Source organism: Frigoribacterium sp. CG_9.8 (assembly GCF_015751965.1).
In the GTDB taxonomy this organism is placed as follows: Bacteria; Actinomycetota; Actinomycetes; order Actinomycetales; family Microbacteriaceae; genus Lacisediminihabitans.
This window is the reverse complement of sequence record NZ_JADOVH010000004.1, coordinates 267,040-285,460: the sequence shown is the minus strand read 5'-3', so window position 1 is coordinate 285,460 and position 18,421 is coordinate 267,040. Positions and strand designations below refer to the sequence as shown.

The 18,421-nt window shown below is 64.4% G+C and carries 15 protein-coding genes; 11 read left to right on the top strand and 4 right to left on the bottom strand.

Translation table 11 applies throughout. The features are described 5' to 3' along the window. Position 1: 1 nt before the first annotated feature. Complete coding sequence (locus tag IWX88_RS10620; protein WP_196830102.1) at positions 2–1,453, bottom strand: NAD(P)/FAD-dependent oxidoreductase; 1,452 nt, start codon at positions 1,451–1,453, stop codon at positions 2–4. A gap of 112 nt (positions 1,454–1,565) precedes the next feature. Between IWX88_RS10620 and IWX88_RS10615 the strand changes: the two genes are divergently transcribed. Then, complete coding sequence (locus tag IWX88_RS10615) at positions 1,566–3,989, top strand: ATP-dependent helicase (protein WP_196830101.1); 2,424 nt, start codon at positions 1,566–1,568, stop codon at positions 3,987–3,989. A gap of 278 nt (positions 3,990–4,267) precedes the next feature. After that, positions 4,268–5,341 carry an alkene reductase gene (locus IWX88_RS10610; RefSeq protein ID WP_196830100.1) on the top strand — a complete coding sequence of 358 codons (1,074 nt, stop codon included), beginning with the start codon at positions 4,268–4,270 and terminating at the stop codon, positions 5,339–5,341. 161 nt (positions 5,342–5,502) lie between these two features. Here IWX88_RS10610 and IWX88_RS10605 read toward each other — a convergent pair whose 3' ends face one another. After that, positions 5,503–6,255, bottom strand: a complete 753-nt coding sequence (locus IWX88_RS10605) for an oxygenase MpaB family protein (RefSeq protein ID WP_196830099.1) — start codon at positions 6,253–6,255, stop codon at positions 5,503–5,505. Positions 6,256–6,306: 51 nt separating this feature from the next. On the opposite strand from IWX88_RS10605, the gene IWX88_RS10600 reads away from it, so the two are divergent. From IWX88_RS10600 to sucD, 3 genes are all read left to right on the top strand, one after another. Then, entirely contained in the window at positions 6,307–7,722 is a 1,416-nt protein-coding gene (locus tag IWX88_RS10600; protein ID WP_196830097.1) for an RNB domain-containing ribonuclease, read from the top strand. A 192-nt stretch (positions 7,723–7,914) separates the two neighbouring features. Continuing rightward, entirely contained in the window at positions 7,915–9,078 is a 1,164-nt protein-coding gene (gene sucC, locus IWX88_RS10595) for an ADP-forming succinate--CoA ligase subunit beta (RefSeq protein ID WP_196830095.1), read from the top strand. A gap of 15 nt (positions 9,079–9,093) precedes the next feature. Further along, entirely contained in the window at positions 9,094–9,993 is a 900-nt protein-coding gene (sucD, locus tag IWX88_RS10590) for a succinate--CoA ligase subunit alpha (protein WP_196830093.1), read from the top strand. A gap of 133 nt (positions 9,994–10,126) precedes the next feature. Here sucD and glpK read toward each other — a convergent pair whose 3' ends face one another. After that, positions 10,127–11,638, bottom strand: coding sequence for a glycerol kinase GlpK (gene glpK / locus IWX88_RS10585; RefSeq protein ID WP_196830091.1), 1,512 nt, complete (start codon positions 11,636–11,638; stop codon positions 10,127–10,129). A gap of 74 nt (positions 11,639–11,712) precedes the next feature. Then, a complete protein-coding gene (locus IWX88_RS10580) occupies positions 11,713–12,483 on the bottom strand; it encodes an MIP/aquaporin family protein (protein WP_196830089.1) in 771 nt (256 codons plus the stop codon). 375 nt (positions 12,484–12,858) lie between these two features. On the opposite strand from IWX88_RS10580, the gene IWX88_RS10575 reads away from it, so the two are divergent. The 6 genes from IWX88_RS10575 to purN all read left to right on the top strand — a co-directional run bounded on the left by IWX88_RS10575 (position 12,859) and on the right by purN (position 18,420). Next, positions 12,859–13,830: a sugar-binding transcriptional regulator gene (locus IWX88_RS10575; RefSeq protein WP_370568306.1), complete on the top strand. Its 972-nt coding sequence runs from the start codon at positions 12,859–12,861 to the stop codon at positions 13,828–13,830. A gap of 173 nt (positions 13,831–14,003) precedes the next feature. Then, on the top strand, positions 14,004–15,002 hold the full coding sequence (dhaK, locus tag IWX88_RS10570) for a dihydroxyacetone kinase subunit DhaK (protein WP_196830087.1): 999 nt from the start codon (positions 14,004–14,006) through the stop codon (positions 15,000–15,002). A 5-nt stretch (positions 15,003–15,007) separates the two neighbouring features. Next, the gene (gene dhaL / locus IWX88_RS10565; RefSeq protein ID WP_196830084.1) at positions 15,008–15,646 is read left to right on the top strand and encodes a dihydroxyacetone kinase subunit DhaL; all 639 of its coding nucleotides are present in this window, start codon (positions 15,008–15,010) and stop codon (positions 15,644–15,646) included. A 30-nt stretch (positions 15,647–15,676) separates the two neighbouring features. Beyond that, a complete protein-coding gene (gene dhaM, locus IWX88_RS10560; protein ID WP_196830082.1) occupies positions 15,677–16,411 on the top strand; it encodes a dihydroxyacetone kinase phosphoryl donor subunit DhaM in 735 nt (244 codons plus the stop codon). Positions 16,412–16,555: 144 nt separating this feature from the next. Further along, positions 16,556–17,773 carry a DUF6350 family protein gene (locus IWX88_RS10555; RefSeq protein WP_196830080.1) on the top strand — a complete coding sequence of 406 codons (1,218 nt, stop codon included), beginning with the start codon at positions 16,556–16,558 and terminating at the stop codon, positions 17,771–17,773. A 53-nt stretch (positions 17,774–17,826) separates the two neighbouring features. Then, complete coding sequence (purN, locus tag IWX88_RS10550) at positions 17,827–18,420, top strand: phosphoribosylglycinamide formyltransferase (RefSeq protein WP_196830078.1); 594 nt, start codon at positions 17,827–17,829, stop codon at positions 18,418–18,420. Position 18,421 lies beyond the last annotated feature (1 nt).

Below are 18,421 nucleotides of genomic sequence, written 5' to 3'. Positions count from 1 at the left end.
GCTATCGCAGAATCGGCATCCGCTCTTCGGCCTCCTCGGATGCCGCAAACGACTCCGCCCGCTCCGTCAGCAGCGCCCGAGCCGCAAGCCCGATCACCGCGCTGTAGGTGGGGTAGGCGAACTTCACGTTCGCCAGAGTTGCCACGTCGATACCTGCGGCCATCGCGGTGGTGACCGACTGCACCACTTCGATCGCGTTTTCGCCCACCGCATGCGCGCCGAGGATCAGTTCCCGTCGACGATCGGCGATCAGCATGAGGAACCCGCGTTCGCGGTCATCGATTACCGCGCGGTCGAGGGTGGAATAGTCCACGCGGGAGACGACGCACTGCGGATCGCGCTCGCGCGCTGCCGCCTCGGTGAGCCCGACGCCGGCGTAGTCCGGATCGGTGAATCCACCCGCCGGCAAGAGGTGGTGCGGAGTGCGGCGGTTCGCGTCGAGCACCGCGTTCTCTGCGGCGGCTTCGCCCTCGAAATGCGCGGCCTGCACGAGCATGTCGCGCCCGTTCGCATCGCCGACCGCAAAGATGTGCGGGATGACCGTGCGAAAGTACTGGTCCACCGGGATGGCAGAGCGGGCGGGGGTGATTCCCGCGTTCTCGAGGCCGAGGTCATCGACATCCGCTGGCCAGCCGGTTGCCATGATCACGGCATCGAAGGAAGCGGATGTCTCGACTCCACCCTGCCGCCAGCGCAGGGTGAGCGACCCGTCGGCGGCGCGCACGATGCTGTCGACCCCGTCGAGTCCGGTGTGCACGTCGACCCCCTGCTCGACGAACGCCGTGCTCACCGCGTCGGAGATGGCGGCATCCGAGGCCATGAGGATTCGGGGGGCGACGTCGAGAAGGGTGACCGCGCTGCCGAAGGAGCTGAAGACGGTGACGAGCTGGGCGCCGGTGTTACCCGCCCCGATCACGGCGAGGCGGGTGGGGAGCTCCGGGAGCGAGAGTAGGTCCTCGGGAACGACGGCAAGTTCAGCGCCGGGGATGGGAAGCCGACGTGAGTGACCTCCGACGCAGATGATGACCGAGTCGGCCGTGATGACACGACCGCTGTCGAGCACGAGGGTGGTGGCATCCGTAAATCGCGCCCGACCCTCGAGGATCAGCTCGATGCCGGCTGCGGCGAACCGGTTGGCTTCGGCTTTGATCGAGCGCACCCGGTCGACGGTGCGCTTTACCCGGTCCACGGTCTCCGGCCAGTTGAGTGACTGCTCGGTGAGGATGATGCCCCAGGATCCGGCCGTACGCATCTCGCGGGTGATCCGTGCGGTGCGGGCGAGAACCCGCGTGGGAACGCAGCCGGTATTCACGCAGGTGCCGCCGGTGCGGTCGGCTTCGAGCACGGCGACACGGGCGCCGAGCTCGGCGGCTCGCAGGGCTGCGGCTGTTCCGGCGGGACCGGCTCCGATTACGACGACATCGAAATTACGTTCGGTGGGGGTTACGGGCACAGTTCTCTCCAAAGGGGACGGTAATTAAGCCTAAGGGAGCGGTCATGGGCGAAGGCTGGTGACCGGCACCTTGGCAGAATCGTCGGTGCCGCGCTCTACACTTGGGGCAGTCATGACCTTCATCCTGGATCCGGCTGAGCCCTCCGAATCGCCGCTGCTCGCCGGCCTCAATCCCCGGCAGCGCGAAGCGGTGGAATACCGCGGCCAGGCGCTGCTCATCGTCGCGGGGGCGGGATCCGGCAAAACCAGCGTGCTCACCCGGCGGGTGGCGAGTCTCATCGGCAGCCAGGATGCCTGGCCGTCGCAGATTCTCGCCATCACCTTCACCAATAAGGCCGCGGCCGAGATGCGAGAGCGCGTCGAAGCCATCCTCGGGCAGGCTGCGCAGGGCATGTGGATCTCCACCTTCCACTCCGCGTGCGTGCGCATCCTTCGTCGGGAGGCCGAGCACTTCGGCTTCGGTAAGAACTTCACCATCTACGACTCGGCAGACTCGCGCGCGCTGATCAAACGGATTATCAAAGACCTGGATGCCGACACCTTCGGTTTCACCGTCTCGGGTGTTGCCGGCAAGATCTCCAAGCTCAAGAACGAGCTCAATGACGTGGAGTCCTACGCTCGCGGGGCGAACTTCAATGATCCGCAAGAGCGGGTGTTTCTCGACATCTTCCGCGAGTACACGCGCAGCCTGCAGAGCGCCAACGCGTTCGACTTCGACGACCTCATCGGTCAGACGGTGTACCTGTTCCGGGCCTTCCCGCAGGTTGCGGCGCTCTACCAGAGGCGCTTCCGACACATCCTGGTCGACGAGTACCAGGACACCAACCACGCCCAGTACTCGCTGATCCGGGAGCTGACCCAGCCGCCGCGCACCGACCTGCTTGGCGGTGCGACGGGCTTTGACGGGTCTCTCCTCAGCAACCCGACAAAGCATCTCGAGCCAGCATCGCTCACGGTCGTCGGCGACTCCGACCAGTCCATCTACGCGTTCCGTGGCGCGGACATCCGCAACATCGTGGAATTCGAACGCGACTTCCCGAACTCCAAGGTCGTGCTGCTCGAGCAGAATTACCGGTCGACCCAGAACATTTTGAGCGCGGCGAACGCCGTCATCTCCAACAACTTCGACCGCAAAGACAAGAAGCTCTTCACCACGGTCGGCGACGGAGACAAGATCGTCGGGTTCACCGGTTACAGTCAGCACGATGAGGCCCAGTTCATCGCCGATGAGATCACCGAGCTGCATTCCACCGGCAACATCGAGTACCGCGATATCGCCGTCTTCTATCGCACCAACGCCCAGACCAGAGCGCTCGAGGAGATCTTCATCCGCTCGGCCCTGCCCTACCGGGTGCTCGGTGGCACCAAATTCTACGAACGCGCCGAGATCAAGGATGCCTTCGGCTACCTCATCGCGATCGCGAATCCGGCCGATCCGATGGCGCTGCGCCGCATCCTGAACACGCCGAAGCGTGGCATCGGCGGCGTGACGGAGGCCACACTGCAGCGCTACGCCGAGACGCACGAGATCACCCTGCGTCAATCCCTCCGCCACGCAGCCACGATGGGCTTCGGCCCCAAAATCACCGGCGCCATCCTCGGCCTCGGTGCAATTCTCGACGAGGTGTCGCTCACCTCGGATACGGCACCGGTGGCCGACATACTCACCGCTCTGATTACGAAGACCGGATTCGTCGACGTGCTTCGGGCATCCCGCGACCCGCAGGATGAAGCCCGCGCCGAGAACATCGAAGAACTCGTGGCCGTGACCAAGGAGTTCGGCAAGAACAATCCAGATGGCACCCTGCTCGACTTCCTTACTGAGACCTCGCTCGTGGCTGCAGCTGACGATATCGACGACTCGAGCGGCACCGTCTCACTGATGACACTGCACACCGCGAAGGGCCTGGAATACGAGGCCGTGTTCCTCACCGGCATCGAAGAGGACCTGCTTCCACATCGGATGTCGGCAAACGAGCCCGGCGGACCGGCGGAGGAACGCCGCCTCTTCTACGTTGGCATCACCCGCGCGCGCCGCAAGCTTTACCTTTCTCTCGCAATGACCCGAGCGCAGTTTGGCGAGGTCTCGGTGGCGATGCCGTCGCGCTACCTGCAGGAGATCCCCCCCGAGCTCATTGACTGGAGACAGTCTCCCGGCATGGCGACCTCGCGCGGGGGTACCCAGCCGCGCGCGCTCAACGCCCGCCGCGGTGGATTCGGAGCGGAGGATGCCCCGGCGCTTGGCTCCGGCTACGGAGCGGCCAGCGGACCGGGAGCCACCGCCCTCGCACGTGCGGCGCGGGCCGAGCGCGCAGCGCAGCCGAAGACCGAGTGGACCAACCGGGTGACAAACGTCGTGCGCGATAACGGCGACCTGACGCTGGTGGCCGGGGATCGCATCCGCCATATCGACTTCGGTGACGGTCGCGTGAGCGCCGTCACCGGCATTGGGCCCAAGTCGATTGCCGAGGTGCAGTTCGATACCGCGGGGCGCAAGCGCCTGCTGATCAAACTGGCCCCGATCGAGAAGCTCTAGCGAGCTCCGTCCGCCGGTCTGGATCTGCCCGTGCTCGTCTCATCGATGCACGAAATGCAGGAACCAACTCACTTCTGCGTGCGTCTGCCCAGCCATCCATTGGGGTGACCTTGCGCTATTCCTGCATTTCGGATGGCGGCGCGGGTGGCAACGGCACTGTGGGTAGCTTTGATTTTTCTGAGTACACAGCGGGAACGGAATACCCCGACAGCCGGCCCGGTTAGTTGACGAGTATCCAACTCACAAGTACCTAATTCCCGCCCAATGAAAGAAGTGTTGTGCAGCTCTTCACCCCCATCACCCTTGGCGATCTCGCGCTGTCCAACCGTGTCGTCATGGCGCCACTCACCCGAATGAGGGCGGAGGCCAACGGTGTGCCGAACGACCTGATGGTCGAGCACTATCGCCAGCGGGCCACAACCGGACTCATCGTGACCGAGGGCACCTGGACCTCCCCGGTCAGCCAGGCCTACCCCGGCCAGCCCGGCATTTTCACGGCCGAGCAGATCGCCGGTTGGCACCGCATCACCGACGCTGTGCACGCGGAGGGCGGCGTCATCGTTATGCAGCTCATGCACGGTGGCCGGGTAACGCATTCCGAGATTACCCGGGGGCTCACCCCGGTCGCTCCGAGCGCGATCGCGATCGATGGCGAGACGCATACGCCGCTCGGCAAGAGAGCATTTCCGACTCCGCATGCATTGACAACTGACGAGGCCGCTGCAATCGCAACCGAACTCGCCACGGCCGCGACCAACGCGATCGAGGCCGGTTTCGACGGCGTGGAGGTGCATTCCGCGAACGGTTACCTTCTTCACGAATTCCTTTCCCCGGTCTCCAATGTGCGCACCGACGTCTACGGCGGATCCCCCGCTGCCCGCGCCCGCCTCGGCATCGAGTCGGTCACCGCCGTTGTGAAAGCGATCGGGGCCGGACGGGTCGGCATCCGCATCTCGCCGGCTCATGGCATCCAGGACGTTATCGAATCGGATCCGGATGAGACACGAGCAACTTACGACGCCCTCATCGATGGCATCGCCCCGCTTGGCCTCGCCTACCTCAGCGTGCTGCACAGCGATCCGGCGGGCGAGCTCGTGCAAGACCTGCGCGCTCGCTTCGGCGGACCACTGATGGTCAACAGCGGTTTCGGTGTCATCACCGGCCGCGACGAAGCAATGGACACTATCGCGAACGGCACGGCGGATGTCGTCGCCGTCGGCCGCCAGGTGATCGCGAACCCCGACCTCGTGGCGCGCTGGCGCGACGATCGCGAGCTCAACGAGCCGAACCCGAACACGTTCTACGGTCCGGGCAAAGTCGGTTACACGGATTACCCGGCGCTCGCAAGCTGATTGCTCGGTGTGGTCCGTGCGGACGGCGCGTCGAACGGACCACCGGCGTTAGGCCGCGGACGTACCTCACAGGAGGCAGTACGACTCTCTCGCTGCGGAAGGGTCAATGGGTAACAGTTGAGAGGATGCTGCAGGTGCTTGCGCAGCACCTGACCCAGTCGTCAGCCGAGACGCCGCAGCAGGTGGTTCTTCGGCCAGTGTCTCAGTCGCGCGGGCAGGCGCGGGTAAAGGCGAGCGGTGACATTCATCATCCGGTCGAAGCGACGCTGGCGCCGGTCGTTCCACGGCAGCGCGTAGGCCTCGCGCAGTGCGGGCGACAACAGGCCACCGCTGGCGAGCCGGGCGATCGGCATCAGTGCACGCATCCACAGCGGTCCGGATGCCGGGTGCAGCAACTGCTCGCCGACCGCGCGCACCCGATCATCGACTTCGAGCCTCGCCAGTTGCGCCTCCCAGTAGAGCGCGAAGGCCTCCCGGTCGACCGGCCAGAGGGCAACAGGCATTCCTAGGGCCGTGCCGACGATCGCGTAGTCCTGGTATACGGAATCGGCGGATTCCGCATCGAGCGGCCCGAACACCCGCGCGTGCAGGGTGGCCGCGGTGTCGTAGAGGGTCGCGGCCACCCAGAGCTGCAGCCCGGCATCCGAGGCATCATAGGTTTCGGAGCGCACCGGCGCGTGTGCGCGCTGCACCATGGACCGCATGGACGCGACCTGCTCTGGCGTGCCGAAGACCAGCGAATAAACGTATGTCAGCGTGTTGCGTAGTCGACGCAGCGGATCCGCGGTGAAGTTGCTGTGGTCCGCAACGGCATGACCGACCGCGGGGTTGGCGAGCTGGAGCAGGATTGCCCGGCCGCCACCGGCAAGGAGCACGGCTTCCGCTCCGATCTCTCTAAGCCCCCGGGTCTTCATCGCTCCATTCTGCGCCGTGTCGGATGAGCGTGGGCACGTAGGCTGACGCGTGTGACCGTCTCCTCAGTGCGCCTCGTGCCGCCGTCGTCAGGCCAGCTTGCGACGCGGTTTGCTCAGTTACGCGCGGAGCTCGGGCTCAGTGCGGAATTCCCGCCCGTGGTCGACGCGGATGCTCGATCGGTAGTAGCCCACCAAGTGCTTCCCGACATCGACTCGACCGCGATCCCGTTCATCACCATTGACCCGGCAGGTGCCACCGACCTCGACCAGGCGGTGCACCTCGAGCGCCGCAACGACGGCTATCTGCTGTGGTACGCCATAGCCGATCTGCCGGCTTTCATCGGCCCGAACGGTCCGATCGACGTCGAAGCTCGTCGCCGTGGGCAGACAATGTACGCGCCCGATGGCCGAATACCGCTGCACCCAACGGTGATCAGCGAGCATGCCGCGTCGCTGCTGCCTGGCGAGGTGCGCAGTGCATTCGTCTGGAGTTTCGAACTCGACGCGGCCGCGAACGTGACCGCGGTCAGCGTTGCCCGCGCGCGCATCCGCAGTACTCGCCGGTACGACTACGCCGAGGTTCAGCGTGAGATCGACGCGGGAACGGCAAGCGAAACACTGCAACTGCTGCGCGAGGTCGGCGAGAAACGCATCCTGCGTGAACACCAGCGCGGTGGCGCGAGCCTCAATCGTGCCGACCAGGAGGTCACCGAGGTCGATCATGTCTACCGGCTCGTGCGGCGCCAGTCGTTGCCGGTGGAGGGCTGGAATGCCCAGCTCTCCCTGCTGACCGGTATGGCTGCGGCCCAGATCATGATCGACGGGCAGGTGGGCATCCTGCGCACCATGCCGGCTCCAGGGCCGGAGGTGATCGAGCGCTTCCGGACCCAGACCGTTGCGCTCGGCTGGCCCTGGGAGCAGGGACTCGCCTACGGCGACTACCTGCGCACCCTTCGCCTGGACGAGCCGCGTCAGCTCGCGATCATGCATGCGGCCGGTTCGCTCTTTCGCGGGGCTGGCTACACCGTGTTCGACGGGAGCGCTCCGGAGATCACGGTGCAGGCCGCTGTCGCAGCACCCTACGCGCACACCACTGCTCCGCTGCGGCGGCTCGTCGACCGCTTCGTTCTCGTCATCTGTGAGGCGCTCATCGCCGGGCAACCGGTACCTTCGTGGGTGCGAAACACCCTGCCCTCGCTGCCGGCGATCATGGCCGCCTCGGATGCCATTGCGTCCCGGCTGGACCGGGGATCCATCAATGCGGTCGAAGCTGCTGTGCTGCGCGGTCGGGAGGGTGAAGTCTTCGACGCGATAGTGATCTCCGCCCGAACGGGCGGTGGCATCGTTCAGCTGGTGGACCCGGCTGTGGCGGCCGAGTGCAGCGGGGTGCTCACGGTCGGCAGCAGGGTGAACGTGACGCTGGTGACGGCGGATATCCCCACCGGCACGGTGCTTTTCAGCGTCTGACCACACGCAGCCAAGAATCAGCACCCAAGAATCAGCACTGTCTCACTTGACTGTCTCTCGAACCCGGGGGAGCACCGCGCGCGGCCGGGGGTAGAGTTCTCGGTGGCCCATATCTCTTGACGTCGAGCTATCTCGATGTCGAGACACCTACTGCCACACGAGACATACGAACTGCGGATTGGACACAGCAGCGTGGATCTATTTGAGTATCAGGCCCGAGATCTCTTCGAATCGTACGGGGTGCCGGTGCTCGCCGGCATCATCGCCGATACGCCGGAGGAGGTGCGCGCCGCGGCGGCACAACTCGGTGGAACCGTCGTGATCAAGGCGCAGGTCAAAGCCGGCGGGCGCGGCAAGGCCGGCGGCGTGAAGGTCGCCCACACTCCGGATGATGCGGCAACGGCCTCCGAAGGCATCTTCGGACTCGACATCAAGGGCCTCACCGTCAAGCGCGTCATGGTCGCCGCTGGAGCGCGCATCAGCCAGGAGTACTACTTCTCGGTGCTGCTCGACCGGGCCAACCGCAGCTACCTTTCCCTCTCGAGCTACGAGGGCGGTATGGAGATCGAGGAGCTCGCCGTGGAGCGCCCGGAAGCGCTGGCCCGCATCGAGATCGACCCGCTCGTCGGAATCGACCTGGCCAAGGCCACCGAAATCGCGATCGCCGCCAAGTTTCCGGCGGACGTCGTGCCCAAGGTTGCGCCAGTTTTCGTGAAGCTCTACGAGGTCTTTCGCGGTGAGGATGCCACGCTGGTCGAAGTGAACCCGCTCGTACTCACCGAGGACGGCGACATCGTGGCCCTCGACGGCAAGATCTCGATCGACGAAAATGCCGAGTTCCGTCACTCCAACCACGCCGCGCTTGTCGATACCGACTCCGAAGATCCACTCGAGGCCAAGGCCAAGGCGCTCGGTCTCAACTATGTGAAGCTCGACGGACAGGTTGGTGTGATTGGCAACGGCGCCGGTCTCGTGATGTCAACACTGGATGTCGTCAGCTACGCGGGCGAAAACTTCGGCAACGTGAAACCGGCCAACTTTCTCGACATCGGCGGCGGGGCATCCGCTGAGGTCATGGCCAACGGCCTCGACGTCATCCTGGGTGACCCGCAGGTGAAGAGTGTGTTCGTGAATGTATTCGGTGGCATCACCGCATGCGATGCGGTGGCCAACGGTATCGTCGGGGCACTAAAGAGCCTCGGGGACACCGCCTCCAAGCCGCTCGTCGTGCGGCTCGATGGCAACAAGGTCGACGAGGGCCGCGCCATCCTCGCCGCCTACGCGCACCCGCTGGTGTCGCTCGCCGACACCATGGATGACGGCGCCGCCACGGCCGCCGAACTAGCTTCGAAGTAAGGGACTACACAACAAATGTCGATCTTTCTCAATAAGCACTCCAAGGTCATCGTCCAGGGCATCACCGGCGGCGAGGGCACCAAGCACACCGCCCTCATGCTGAAGGCAGGCACGCAGGTTGTCGGAGGTGTCAACGCTCGCAAGGCCGGCACGACCGTTTCCCACAGCGCGATGGACGGCAGCAGCCTCGAGCTGCCGGTCTTTGGCACGGTTGCCGAGGCCATGACGCAGACCGGAGCGGATGTTTCCATCGTCTTCGTTCCCCCGGCCTTCGCGAAAGACGCCGTGCTCGAAGCCATTGCGGCTGAGATCCCGCTCGTCGTGGTGATTACCGAGGGCATCCCGATTCAGGACTCGGCCGAGTTCTGGGCGACGGCGAAGGCCTCGGGCAAGACACGGATCATCGGTCCGAACTGCCCGGGAATCATCACGCCCGGTGAGTCGCTCGTGGGCATCACTCCCGCGAATATCACCGGCAAGGGGCCAATCGGTCTGGTGTCGAAGTCGGGCACGCTCACCTACCAGATGATGTACGAGCTGCGCGACCTCGGCTTCTCCACCGCCATCGGCATCGGCGGTGACCCGATCATCGGAACTACGCACATTGACGCGCTTGCAGCATTCGAGGCCGATCCCGACACGAAGGCGATCGTCATGATCGGTGAGATCGGTGGTGATGCCGAGGAGCGTGCCGCCGATTACATCCGGGAGCACGTGACGAAGCCGGTCGTCGGCTATGTTGCCGGTTTCACCGCCCCCGAGGGCAAGACCATGGGCCACGCCGGTGCCATCGTCTCCTCCGGCGCGGGTACAGCCCAGGGCAAGAAGGAGGCCCTCGAGGCCGCCGGGGTCAAGGTCGGCAAGACACCGAGCGAGACCGCAACGCTCATGCGCCAGGTGCTCGCTTCGCTGTAGCTGCTATCGCCCACGCAAAAGCACCCCGTCGAAAGTTCGACGGGGTGCTTTTCGCTCTGTCTGATCGTTGCGCTGGTCGGGATCACCCTTCGTGCGCGACGTCCCATCAGCTCATCGAGTTACCTGACTGTCTCTACTTGACGTCCTCGTCGATCCAGTCGAGTGTTTTGGTGACGGCCTTTTTCCAGAGTCGGATCTGGCGGTCGCGCTCGTCGGCATCCATGTTCGGTGTCCAGCGAGAGTCTTCCTGCCAGTTGGAACGCAGTTCGCCGAGGTCGTTCCAGAATCCGGTAGCAAGGCCAGCGGCATACGCGGCGCCGAGAGCGGTGGTTTCCGCAACGACGGGGCGAACAACCGGGACTCCGAGGATGTCGGCCTGGAACTGCATGAGCGTGTTGTTGGCGATCATTCCGCCGTCAACTTTCAGCTCGGTGAGGTCTACACCGGAGTCGGCGTTGACCGCGTCGAGCACCTCGCGCGTTTGGAACGCGGTGGCCTCAAGCGCGGCGCGAGCGATATGACCCTTGTTGACGTACCGGGTCATGCCGACGAGAGCGCCACGGGCATCCGCACGCCAGTACGGGGCGAAGAGTCCAGAGAAGGCGGGCACAAAGTACACCCCACCGTTGTCGTCCACAGTCTTGGCGAGGTCTTCCACCTCGGCTGCGGAGCTGATCAGGCCCAGGTTGTCACGCAACCACTGCACCAGCGATCCGGTGACGGCGATCGAACCCTCGAGCGCATAGTGCGGCTTCGCGTCGCCGAGTTTGTAGCCGAGGGTGGTGAGGAGGCCGTTTTTGGAGTGCACGATCTCTTCGCCGGTGTTGAAGATCAGGAAGTTACCGGTGCCGTAGGTGTTCTTCGACTCGCCAGCGTCGAACGCCGCCTGGCCGAAGGTGGCTGCCTGCTGGTCGCCGAGGATGCCCGCGACCGGAACCTCACGCAGCAGCGAGGCGTCGGAGATGATGCCGTAGACCTCAGAGGAGGAGCGGATCTCCGGCAGCATCGACTTCGGAACTCCGAAGTCCGCCAGGATCGAGTCATCCCAGCTCAGAGTTTCCAAATCCATGAACATGGTGCGGGAGGCGTTGGTCACGTCGGTTGCGTGCACGCCACCGTCGATTCCGCCAGTGAGGTTCCACAGCAACCACGAGTCGGTGGTGCCGAACATCAGGTCGCCGGCCTCGGCTTTCGCGCGCGCCCCCTCGACGTTTTCGAGGATCCACACAATTTTGGTCCCGGAGAAGTATGTCGCAAGCGGCAGGCCGACCTTGGCCTTGTAGCGTTCGACGTTGCCGTTCGCCAACCGGTCGACGATCGACTGGGTGCGCGTGTCCTGCCAGACGATGGCGTTGTAGACGGCTTTACCGGTGTTCTTGTCCCAGACGACTGCGGTCTCCCGCTGGTTGGTGATTCCCACCGCGGTGATGTTGTGGCGGGTGATGTTTGCCTTGGAGAGGGCCTGGCCGATTACTTCACGGGTGTTGTCCCAGATTTCCTGCGGGTCGTGTTCGACCCAGCCTGGCTTGGGGAAGATTTGTTCGTGCTCGAGCTGGCCGGACGCGACAATCGATCCGGCATGGTCGAAGATGATGGCGCGAGTGCTGGTCGTGCCCTGGTCGATCGACAGAATGTAATCCGTCATTGGTGTTACCTCCATGTGGGTGATGAGTTGCGATAAAAACCGGGGCGGAAGAAGTCCGCCCCGGCGGAGTTTAACTACTGGGCTGCGGCGGCGATGACCGGGAGCAGCGGGTTGGCGAGAAGACCGGCGAGCACTCCACCGATGATCGGTCCGACGATCGGAACCCACGAGTATGCCCAGTCGCTCGAACCCTTGCCCTTGATCGGCAGGAGAGCGTGTGCGATGCGCGGGCCGAGGTCACGGGCGGGGTTAATGGCGTATCCGGTCGGTCCACCGAGCGAGGCGCCGATGGCAATAACCAGAATGGCCACGGGAAGCGCACCGAGAGCGGCGAGTCCGGCAGGGGATCCTGCGGTGGCGGTGCCGGGCTGCTGGCCGAAGCCGATCACGACGAAGACCAGCACAAACGTGCCGATGACCTCGGTAATGATGTTCCAGCCATAGCTGCGGATGGCAGGTCCGGTGGAGAACACGCCGAGCTTGTTGGCCGCCTCCGGCTCTGCGTCGAAGTGCTGCTTGTAGGCAAACCAGCAGCCGACCGCTCCGAGGAAGGCACCGATCAGCTGGCCGGCGATGTAGACGAACACCGTGCCGATCGGCATCGAAGACGGGTTATGCACCCACAGCCCGATGGTGACTGCCGGGTTGAGGTGGGCACCCGAGTAATACGCCGCGGTCACACCGACGAAAACAGCGAAGCCCCAGCCGAAGGTGACCATGAGGAACCCGCCATTGACCCCCTTATTTTTCGCCAGAGCAACGTTGGCGACTACGCCTGTGCCGAGGAGGATAAGCAGGAATGTTCCCACTATCTCCGAGAGAAATTTGAGTCCGAGACTGTCCACGTTGACCTTCCATGTTGTTGATCCACCGACCCTTCTGGCGGCTTCTTCGATCGGAATGCGATTGCGATCATGAGAAAACTAGCCGTGGACCAGCCGCTGAACAAGCCAGCCGGGGTGCACATGTGTGCACAGTTCACAGGTGCTATTCGCCTTCTTGGCACTGCACATTGACTCCACACCACCGGGAGTCACGGGCCGGTGTGCGCGCAGGTCAGGCCGCCCTTGTCCGATGCTGAGTTAAGTGCTGGTTTGGCTTGCGCGCGGCCATGCATTCCTTCATGATGGGAGGGTTGGAAAATTGGTCAACCTGCTTGAACATTCGTGCAGCTAAATCTGTCGCTGTGGACCCGAACACAATGTCATCGAGGAGGTATCGTGACTCTGGAATCGATCATCACCAATCCGGAGCGCACTCGCGACGCGCTCACCGCAGCCCACCTGTACTACATGCAGGACCTCACAATGGATGCCATCGCCCGTGAGCTGCACACCTCACGATCGAGCGTGAGCCGCCTGTTGTCCTATGCGCGGGACGCCGGGCTCGTCGACATCCAAATCCACTCTCCCGCCGACCGTGGATCGGAAGTCGCGCAGCAGCTGCTCGAACGCTTTGACATCGCCGCCCACGTCGTGCCGGTTCCCGATCAAACCAGCGATATTGACCGGCTCGAGCGTGTGGCACTCTCGGCGGCTCGGCTTCTCGGCCAATTTTTTGACTCCAATATGACGCTCGGGATCGCCTGGGGCTCCACCGTGAGCGCGATCAGCCGCCATCTGGTGCCGCGGGCGACGGAGAATTCACAGATCGTGCAGCTGAATGGAGCGGGCAACTACCGCACCTCCGGCATCGCCTATGCCAGTGAGATCCTGCGCCGGTTCGGTGACGCCTTCGGGGCGACGGTCGAGCAGTTTCCGGTCCCGGCATTCTTCGACTCCCCGGCAACCAAGCGAGCGCTCTGGGGTGAGCGCTCGACGCTGCGGGTACTCGAAATCCAGAATTCGATGGATGTCGCCCTCTTTGGGATCGGTTCCCCCCTCGCCCAGGTGCCGAGCCGGGTGTACATGGGCGGGTACCTGGAGCAGGCCGACTACGAGTCCCTCAAGCGCGATGGCGTCGTGGGAGACGTAGCGACCATGTTCTTTCGCGAGGACGGCACCTACGATCGCATCGCGTTGAACGAGCGTGCAAGTGGTGCCGACTTCTCCATGCTTCGCCAGGTGTCACGGCGGGTGTGCGTTGCGAGCGGAATCTCCAAGGTTCAGAGCATCCGAGGTGCCCTCGCAGCGGGCCTCGTCACAGATCTGGTACTCGATGAAAGCACGGCGAGGAGCCTTCTGGCCTCCTGATCCGGCGGGTTGGAAGGCGATCAGGTGTCATCTTCTCGCTGCTGATGTGGCGACAGAGCAATGCCCTAAGCTAAGCCCACTCTCCGCCGGAATCGTCGCCATTTCGTTGGCCGGCCCCACCGCGCAGACTGAGCTCGACTCACAACCACTCATCAATGAAGAAGAGGTCCTCCATGAAAAAGCTCATCAACGACCCAGGTAATGTGCTGGCTGATTCCCTCATTGGGGTCGAGGCAGCCCATCCTGAACTGCGGGTTGACCATGTCAATCGCATCGTCTATCGTGCCGAACCGACGAGGCCCGGCAAGGTCGCACTGATCTCGGGCGGCGGTGCCGGGCACGAACCCCTGCACGGCGGATTCGTCGGATTCGGCATGCTCGACGCCGCGTGTGCTGGTGAAGTGTTCACCAGTCCGACCCCCGACCAGATGCAGGAAGCGACCAAGGTGGCGGATGCCGGGGCCGGCGTCTTGCACATCGTCAAAAACTACACGGGTGACGTCATGAACTTCGAGATGGCAGCCGAACTGGCCGAGGCGGATGCCGGCGTCAAGGTCGAGACGGTGGTGACGAACGATGATGTCGCGGTCGAGGATTCGACCTGGACTGCTGGCCGACGTGGAGTCGGCGTGACGGTGCTACTCGAGAAGATCGTCGGTGCCGCCGCCGAGGCCGGAGCTGATCTGGGTACAGTCGCCGCCCTCGCCCGGAAAATCAACGAGACTGGTCGCTCGATGGGCATGGCGCTCACGAGCTGCACCGTGCCGTCTGCAGGAAAGCCGACCTTCGAAATTCCGGACGACATGATGGAGATGGGAGTCGGCATTCATGGCGAGCCCGGGCGGCACCGCGTGCTGCTCGCGCCCGCCGCATCCATCGCCCAGCAGCTGGTCGAGCCGGTGCTCGCCGACCTCGACTTCACCGATGGACCAACGATCGTGCTACTCAACGGCATGGGCGGCTCGCCGCTGATCGAGCTCTACCTGATGTACGGCGAGGTGAAGAAGATCCTTGACAAAGCAGGTGTCACCGTGGCCCGCAGCCTCGTGGGCAATTACATCACCTCGCTCGATATGGCGGGATGTTCGGTGACAATTCTCAAGGCGGATGACGACATGCTGAAGTTGTGGGATGCCCCGGTGAACACCGCTGGCCTGCGCTGGGGAGTCTGACCGTCATGGCGGGTGGCACCGTAACCCTCGAGTCGCTGGTGGCCTGGCTTGCGCGTTTCGCCGAGCTGATGGCCGAGAACCGCAGCTATCTCACCGAGCTGGACTCCGCGATCGGTGATGCCGACCACGGGTCGAACATGGCGCGGGGGATGGCCGCAGTGATGGCGAAGTGCGATGCCACCCCGTCGGCAGCTGTCGACGAGCTGTTCAAGCAAGTGGGAATGACCCTCGTCACCTCGGTCGGTGGCGCGAGCGGTCCGCTCTACGGCACCTTCTTCCTGCGTTTCGGCTCGGCTGCAGGCCCGCTGACCGAATTGGATGCTGCGGCGCTCGGGGCGTGTCTTCGGGCCGGTCTCGGAGGAATTGTCGCCCGCGGCAAAGCGGAGCGTGGTGACAAGACGATGTTCGATGCCATGTCACCGGCAGTGGATGCGTATGACACCGCGATCGCTGGCGGCGCCGAGCTCACGGACGCGATAGCGGCATCTGCGGCGGCGGCGGCGGTGGGCCGGGATGCCACCGAGCCCCTCGTTGCACGAAAAGGCCGCGCGAGCTATCTCGGCGATCGCAGCGCCGGCCACCTCGATCCGGGTGCTACCTCCACTGCATTCCTGTTCCAATCGCTCGCCGAAGCAGTCGCGTGATCGTGGCGGTCTCGTGATTGTGGGTGTCTCGTGATCTCGGTGGTGGTCGTCTCCCACAGCCCCGCTCTCGCCCAGGCTGCCGTGGATCTCGCTCTGCAGATGGTGCCCGGGGTGAAACCGGCCATCGCGATTGCCGCGGGAGCGGGCGAAGGGCTGATCGGGACGGATGCGATGGCTGTTGCCGCTGCGGTCGACGATGTCGCCTCACCGGATGGTGTCCTCGTCATCATGGACCTTGGATCGGCGGTGATGAGTGCAGAGCTCGCGCTGGAATTCCGGTCGTCCGACACCGAAGTGCGACTCTCGAGTGCGCCATTTGTCGAGGGTATTCTCGCCGCGATTGTGACGGCCGCCGGGGGAGCGAGCCTCGACGACGTCGACCGTGAAGCGCGCAGCGCACTTGCAGCGAAGATCTCGATGCTCGGTGAAGCGACTGTTCCGGAGAGTGCGATCATGTTGCCGGTAAGTTCCGCGCCGTCGGCGGCCACCGGGCTCTCGGCTGAGGTGGCCGTAATAATCCCGGACGGCCTGCACGCCAGGCCGGCGGCAACGCTGGTCTCCACCCTTGCCAGCTTTGACGCGAAGCTCACCATTGCAAACCAGCGAACGTCCAGTGCGCCGGTCTCAGCCAACAGCCTCATCGGACTGCTCTCACTCGGGGCGAAGGCGGGGGATGTGCTGACGGTGACCGCATCCGGAGCCCAGGCCGGGGAGGCGCTCGCGAAGGTGATCGAGCTGATGGCCGACGGGTTCGGAGAACTCTGAACACGTGCAGCCCTGAGCATTCGCAACTCTGAGCATTCGTAACTCTGAGCATTCGCAACTCTGGGCCCGTGCAGCCCTGAGCATTCGCATTCGCGGCACGGCGGCCCGTCGTTACGGAAGGCCGCCAGTAGGCTCGCCAGCGGTATGAATCGTCCGCTCACCGCCCTCTTCTCCGCGCTCGAAGCGGTGCTCGTCGCTGCCATCGGGATTGCGATCCCGCTCGTGCCGCTCACCGTCCTGTGGGCATTCCAATACGGACTGCAGGTCGATTACGTCGTGTTCTGGCGCACAGCGGTCGACCTCTGGCTGCTCGGGTCGGGTGTTGACATCCGCTTCACCCTCGATCAGGTGCTGGCGACAGCCCTCGGATTCGATGGTGCGGCGACACCGTTCGTCGTCACGATCGCCCCCCTCGGCTTTGCGCTGGTGACAGTGCTGCTCGGAGTGCGTGCCGGGCGTCGAATCGGTGAGACCCCTCATCGACTGCTCGGCATGGTCGTTGCTGTCGCCGCCTTCGCCGCGATTTCACTTGGACTGACGCTCAGCGTGCTGCATCCGGCCGCACTGCCGTCCCTCTGGCAGGGAACGCTGCTGCCGCCCCTCGTGTTCACTATCGGGATCCTGATCGGGTCGGAGGTTCTGCGACCCGGCCATGCGGCCACGGATCTGCTCGGCGGCGGTGCCCGCGCTGCTGTGCTGGGTTGGCCCCCGGAGCTGCGTACCGTCATCGTGGCGGGGCTGCGCGGTGGCCTCGCCTCTGCGAGCGTGGTGGTGACGGCATCCGCTGTGGCTGTAGCAGTGCTGTTCCTGGCCAATTATGCTGCAGTCATCACGCTCTACGAGAGTGTGCACGCGGGAGTACTCGGCGGAATCGCGCTCACCATCGGACAGCTTGCGGTGCTGCCCAATCTGGTGATCTGGGGAGCATCCTGGTTCATCGGGCCCGGCTTCGCCCTGGGATCCGGGTTGTCGGTCACCCCGCTCGGCACCACGCTCGGGCCGATTCCGGCGATCCCGATCTTCGGAGCGATCCCTGCGCCCGGGACACTCGGGTGGGGATTCCTCGGTCTGCTTGTGCCAGTGCTGGCCGGATTCTTCGTCGCCCTTGCCGTTCGCCCGCGGCTGGTGCGCGAGTTCGGGCCTCGCGCATCCGCCCGCTTATTTCTTGCCACCGGTCTTGCAAGCGGTGTGGTTGCTGGCATAGTGCTCGGGCTCCTCGCGTGGGTGTCCGCCGGATCGGCCGGTCCGGGGCGCCTGGTGGAGGTCGGACCATCACCCTGGCTCGTCGGTGGATTCGCCGCCCTCGAGATCGGTGTGGCCGCAATCATCGGCCTGCTGGCCGAACGACCGTCCCGACGCTGAGGGAGGCGGCATCCGGTGCTCACCGCGCCGAAGCACTCCGATAAGCTCGGCGAGTGCTCTCATTGGTCGTGCTGATCTCCGGCGGAGGGTCGAACCTCCGCGCACTTCTCGAGGCCTCGGAAGATGCCGAGTTCCCGGCCCGCGTCGTCGCGGTGGGAGCGGATCGGGATGCCGACGGCCTCGAGCACGCAGAGGCCCACGGTATCCCCACCTTCGCCGCAGCGCTCTCGAGCTTTGATGACCGCGAGAGTTGGGGCGATTCGATCCTTGAGCAGATCCGTGTCTGGCAGCCGGATCTGGTGATCCTCAGCGGCTTCATGAAATTGCTGCCACCGCGGGTGATCGCGGCTCTCAGCCCGAACCTGATCAACACGCATCCGGCTTACCTTCCCGAATTCCCGGGTGCGCACGGTGTGCGGGATGCCCTCGCCGCTGGGGTGACCGAAACCGGCGCGAGCATCATCATCGTCGACAACGGGGTGGATGCCGGACCCATCATCTCCCAACGCCGGGTGCCTGTTCTCGCCGGTGACACCGAATCCACTCTCCACGACCGCATCAAGCCGGTCGAACGCGAACTGCTGGTGCAGGCTGTGCTCGACATCGCCAATGGCGCGATCGACCTCCGGAGAATCGCCGCCAATTGAT